Consider the following 510-nt stretch of genomic DNA (forward strand, 5'->3'; position numbering starts at 1 on the left):
TTTATTTTTTGCGTACACTTCAAATTGGTTATTTGCTAATAATTTGAACCCTGGGAAATACTCTTGCCCATCGACGATCAATTTAAACTTCTTCACATCCCCAGTGTAAGTACCAGTAATGTAATCTGTATTTACTTTATAATAGTTGACCTCTAATGCTGGTTGTTGAACGGCAACTTCTTGCGTAGCAATTTCTATTCCTTCATTATTTAACACTTTTAACACTACTTTTTTAGAGTTGGAATATACTTTGTTTTTAGCATAGACTTCAAATTGATTATTTTCTAAAAATTTAAAGCCTGGTTTAAATTCTTTACCATCCACCAGTAATTTAAATTGTTTTGTTTCACCTACCGTTTGTCCTTTAATATACTCTTGTCCTAACGTATAGTTTTCAACTGTTAATTTAGGTGTTTGAATGGTAATTTCTCGGGTTCCGGTTACTTTACCAGTTTCATCAAAGCTTTCTACTTTTACTATTTTTGTTCCTTTAGTGATTTTTTTCCCGAT

The 510-nt window shown here is 31.4% G+C and carries 1 protein-coding gene; it reads right to left on the minus strand.

Annotation, left to right across the window (positions count from 1 at the left end):
• Positions 1–510: immunoglobulin-like domain-containing protein (locus RV14_RS12370; RefSeq protein ID WP_342714788.1), on the minus strand; the 510-nt coding region annotated here is incomplete at both ends.

Origin of the sequence: Enterococcus ratti, assembly GCF_001886195.1 — a bacterium.
In the GTDB taxonomy this organism is placed as follows: Bacteria; Bacillota; Bacilli; order Lactobacillales; family Enterococcaceae; genus Enterococcus_B; species Enterococcus_B ratti.